Source organism: Peptoniphilus sp. HMSC062D09 (genome assembly GCF_001811425.1).
Lineage (GTDB): Bacteria > Bacillota > Clostridia > Tissierellales > Peptoniphilaceae > Peptoniphilus_A.
The window spans coordinates 1,290-4,867 of the sequence record NZ_KV804716.1; the positions used below are offsets into that span (position 1 = coordinate 1,290).

The 3,578-nt window shown below is 33.1% G+C and carries 4 protein-coding genes; 3 read left to right on the plus strand and 1 reads right to left on the minus strand.

The features are described 5' to 3' along the window. Window positions 1–326 precede the first annotated feature (326 nt). On the minus strand, window positions 327–479 hold the full coding sequence (locus HMPREF2801_RS09480) for a hypothetical protein (RefSeq protein ID WP_246829982.1): 153 nt from the start codon (window positions 477–479) through the stop codon (window positions 327–329). Window positions 480–821: 342 nt separating this feature from the next. Here HMPREF2801_RS09480 and HMPREF2801_RS05510 point away from each other — a divergent pair, with 342 nt between their 5' ends. The 3 genes from HMPREF2801_RS05510 (at window position 822) to bioB (ending at window position 3,354) form a co-directional block, all read left to right on the plus strand. Continuing rightward, on the plus strand, window positions 822–1,562 hold the full coding sequence (locus tag HMPREF2801_RS05510) for a DNA/RNA non-specific endonuclease (RefSeq protein WP_246829983.1): 741 nt from the start codon (window positions 822–824) through the stop codon (window positions 1,560–1,562). A 123-nt stretch (window positions 1,563–1,685) separates the two neighbouring features. Beyond that, window positions 1,686–2,327, plus strand: coding sequence for a tRNA (guanosine(46)-N7)-methyltransferase TrmB (gene trmB, locus HMPREF2801_RS05515; RefSeq protein ID WP_070611103.1), 642 nt, complete (start codon window positions 1,686–1,688; stop codon window positions 2,325–2,327). Between the two features lie 61 nt (window positions 2,328–2,388). Continuing rightward, the gene (bioB, locus tag HMPREF2801_RS05520; protein WP_070611105.1) at window positions 2,389–3,354 is read left to right on the plus strand and encodes a biotin synthase BioB; all 966 of its coding nucleotides are present in this window, start codon (window positions 2,389–2,391) and stop codon (window positions 3,352–3,354) included. The last annotated feature ends 224 nt before the right edge of the window (window positions 3,355–3,578 follow it).

Consider the following 3,578-nt stretch of genomic DNA (forward strand, 5'->3'; position numbering starts at 1 on the left):
AGTCCCCGCGTGGGCGGGGGTGATCCTCATCTTGTTTGATGGAGATACATAAGGCACATGTAGTCCCCGCATGTGCGGGGGTAATTGCCCTGTTTTTGTGTTTTTTCGTATTGAATAGCTTCTATCTACAAGGTTTTTTATATTTCATCATTATTCTTCACTAAAAAAGAACATCCAACTTATCATTGTTAGAGTGCTTCTAATTCTTATATTCTTTCATATATTTTTTTAGTATTCCCCAAGGGTCATCTATATAAAAAAATTTCCCACCTAAGTTATTTGGCTCAGTGAGTATAGATATAATCTTCCTCAGTTTCATCAACAACTTATAAAGTATTATTTTTATCAAAAACAATATTATATTCCCCATTATTTACAAAACTTAAAGGATCATCAGGTCCGATATATTTTACTTTGCCAACATACTCCAAAGGAATTTCTTTATAAAATTCTGATTGATGTACTTGGATTGTTTTCATTATTTTCCCTTTCTATGTTTTAACTTTATTGTATATTGATTTCCAGACTTTTCATACCAATGAATATCATGGATTTACTTTGTACTTTCGTTTTTATGAACTTTTTTCACAGCCCCGCATGTTAGAGTGACTCTCTTATACTTTATTTTTCTAACTTGTACATTTGTAGTCCTCATATGTATGTAAGATATTTAAGGTGACTAATATTAAAGTTATAAATGGTTTTGTAAAATCTAAACTTTTGGAGCTTTTTTATAAAAATTAAAACAATAACTTTTTTTAAATGTAAAATCTTATATAATTGTAAATAGTGTTATATTTATTATCTAAAAAGGTGAGCAAATGATGAAAAGAAATAGAATTTTAAAAGTTATTGCTGCTGTATTTGTAATTGCTATTGGGGTTTTATTAAGTGGAGACTTTATAGGTAACGAAAGTTACAACAGAAACTTTTTTGATAAGATTGACAGTATTTTTGGAAGTAAATATGAGGTTACTGAAAAGAGTCCCTACTATAAAATAGATAAAAATCCGCCACAGTTTTCTCCTGATGATTTGAAAATGGGTCCAGACTTTGAAATTTATTCAGACTTGGATAGGTTAAACAGGGTTGGTCCTGCCAATGCTCTTATTGGTCCCGACTCCCTGCCCAAAAAACCAAGAGGCGACATTTCAAAGGTCTATCCCACTGGTTGGCATCAAAAGTTTTATGATTTTGTTGAGGGTGAAGCTATCTACAACAGGTGTCACCTAATTGCCTATCAGCTTACTGGTGAAAATGATAACTGGAAAAATCTCATGACGGGCACCAGGTCTTTTAATGCCAAGGGAATGTTGCCCTTTGAAAATTCTGTTGCTAATTATATTAGGGATACTGGCAAAAAGGTGAGATACAGGGTGACGCCCATTTTTATTGATGAGGAATTAGTGGCAAGAGGTGTAATTATGGAGGCCTACAGCATTGAGGATGGTGGCAAAAAGATAAACTTTAGAGTTTTTGTGAGAAATATTGAAGAAGGCGTGAAGATTGATTATAAAACGGGAAGGACTAGCCTTGATAAGGGTAATTTCTTCAATAAATAAGCTAAATGTAAAAGCCGATTTGGCTTTTATTTTTTTGAAATAAATTTTAAATAAAAATCACAAGACTTGTTGACTCTTACTCAACTTGTGTTATAATGCTTAAAGCTAAAAAAGGAGAGTAATATGAGGCTTAGAAAAAAACATTTTGCAATCCCTGAAATGCGCGAAAATCCTTATGTTTTCTTTAATGGCCAAGAAAATAAGGGAAGATGGAGCGAGATTTTTGGCAACGACAATCCAATTTATCTTGAAATTGGCGCAGGCAAGGGCACTTTTACTATAGAATCAGCAAAGAGAAATAAAGATATTAATTATATAATGGTAGACATTGAAACTAATGCACTAATTTATGCCACTCGAAAGATCCTAGATGAAGAGCTTACAAATGTGAGGGCAATGCCAATTAATGCGGAAAATATTTTGGATTATTTCGACAAAAATGAGATAAGTAGAATTTACATCAACTTTTGCAATCCCTGGCCAAAGTTAAAACACAAGAAGAGAAGGCTGACTTTTCCAAGGTTTTTAGAAAAGTATAAGATCATTTTAAAGCCAAAATCACAAATATACTTTAAGACTGATGACTTAGAACTTTTTGAGGAAAGTTTGGACTACTTTAATGACTGCGGCTTCTCAACGCTAGTGGAAGAGTTTGACATGAAACTAGAAGAATATCCAGAAAATATAGTCACAGAATATGAGAGAAAGTTTAGAAAATTAAATCAAAAGATAAAATTTGGCGTCTTTGAATATTATGTTAACTAAAATATTCTTTTGATTGACAATAAACCATGGGAAATATATAATTACTTCAGGAGTTGAAGACATGGATATTATTGAATTGAAAGAAAAAGTAAAAAATGGACACAATGTTACAAGAGATGAAGCCATAGAATTATATAAGGGCGATTATGAAACTTTGACTAAGGCAGCAGATGAACTTAGAGAATATTTTTGTGGCAATGACTTTGATGTCTGTACTATTATAAATGCAAAAAGTGGAAAATGTTCCGAGAACTGCAAATTTTGTGCACAATCCGCTCACTACAACACACATATAAAAGAATACGACCTCTTAGATGAAGAGACAATAGTAAAGGATGCCCTAGACAAATACGAAAGAGGCATACCCAGATACTCAATGGTAGCTAGTGGCAAGGGACTTACAGCAAAAGACATTGACAAAGTCTGCAGCATAACTAGAAAAATTCATGAAAAAGCACCAGAAATGAAAGTCTGCATATCAGGAGGAATAATCTCTGAAGAATCCTTTGAAAAATTAAAGGATGCAGGCATAACAAGAATTCACAATAACCTAGAAACATCAAGGAACTTCTTCCCAGAAATATGCACAACCCACACTTATGACCAAAAGATCAATACAATTAAGGCAGCTCAAAAAGCAGGAATGGAAATTTGTTCCGGCGGTCTAATAGGTCTTGGCGAAGACTTTACAGATAGAATTGACATGGCACTACAACTAAGAGAGCTTGGTGTACACTCAGTCCCAGTAAACCTCTTAAACCCAATAAAAAACACACCTCTAGAAAACAATGAGCCCCTTTCCATGGAAGAAGTAAATAGAACTTGTGCAAGTTTTAGATTTATACTTCCCAAGGCACTAATAAGACTAGCAGGTGGTCGCGCTCTAATGGAAGAATTTGGCTTATCAGCCTTTAAGTCAGGAGCAAACGCAGCAATATCTGGAGTCCTCCTAACAACAAAGGGTGCAAGTATAGAAGAAGACATGGAAAGATTTAAAAAACTAGACTATACTGTAAAAGCAGTGTAAAGAAATTCGTCAAAATATTTATTAAAAAATACTTGACAAAGAAAGATATAAATAGTAATATAAAACAGCTGTAACAAATGCAGCTGTTATTTTTTTAAATAAGAATAAATATAAATTAAAAAAAACTTAAAAAGCAGTTGACATTGACTTTGTGAGATGCTAAACTATAATAGTTGCCTCATAGAGACAGCGTGGCTTTTGTAAAGGTCGAGTAAAAAACAATT

Coding starts and splice junctions, on each gene's coding strand:
- HMPREF2801_RS09480 (WP_246829982.1), bottom strand. CDS start 479: ATGAAAACAATCCAAGTACATCAATCAGAATTTTATAAAGAAATTCCT.
- HMPREF2801_RS05510 (WP_246829983.1), top strand. CDS start 822: ATGATGAAAAGAAATAGAATTTTAAAAGTTATTGCTGCTGTATTTGTA.
- trmB (WP_070611103.1), top strand. CDS start 1,686: ATGAGGCTTAGAAAAAAACATTTTGCAATCCCTGAAATGCGCGAAAAT.
- bioB (WP_070611105.1), top strand. CDS start 2,389: ATGGATATTATTGAATTGAAAGAAAAAGTAAAAAATGGACACAATGTT.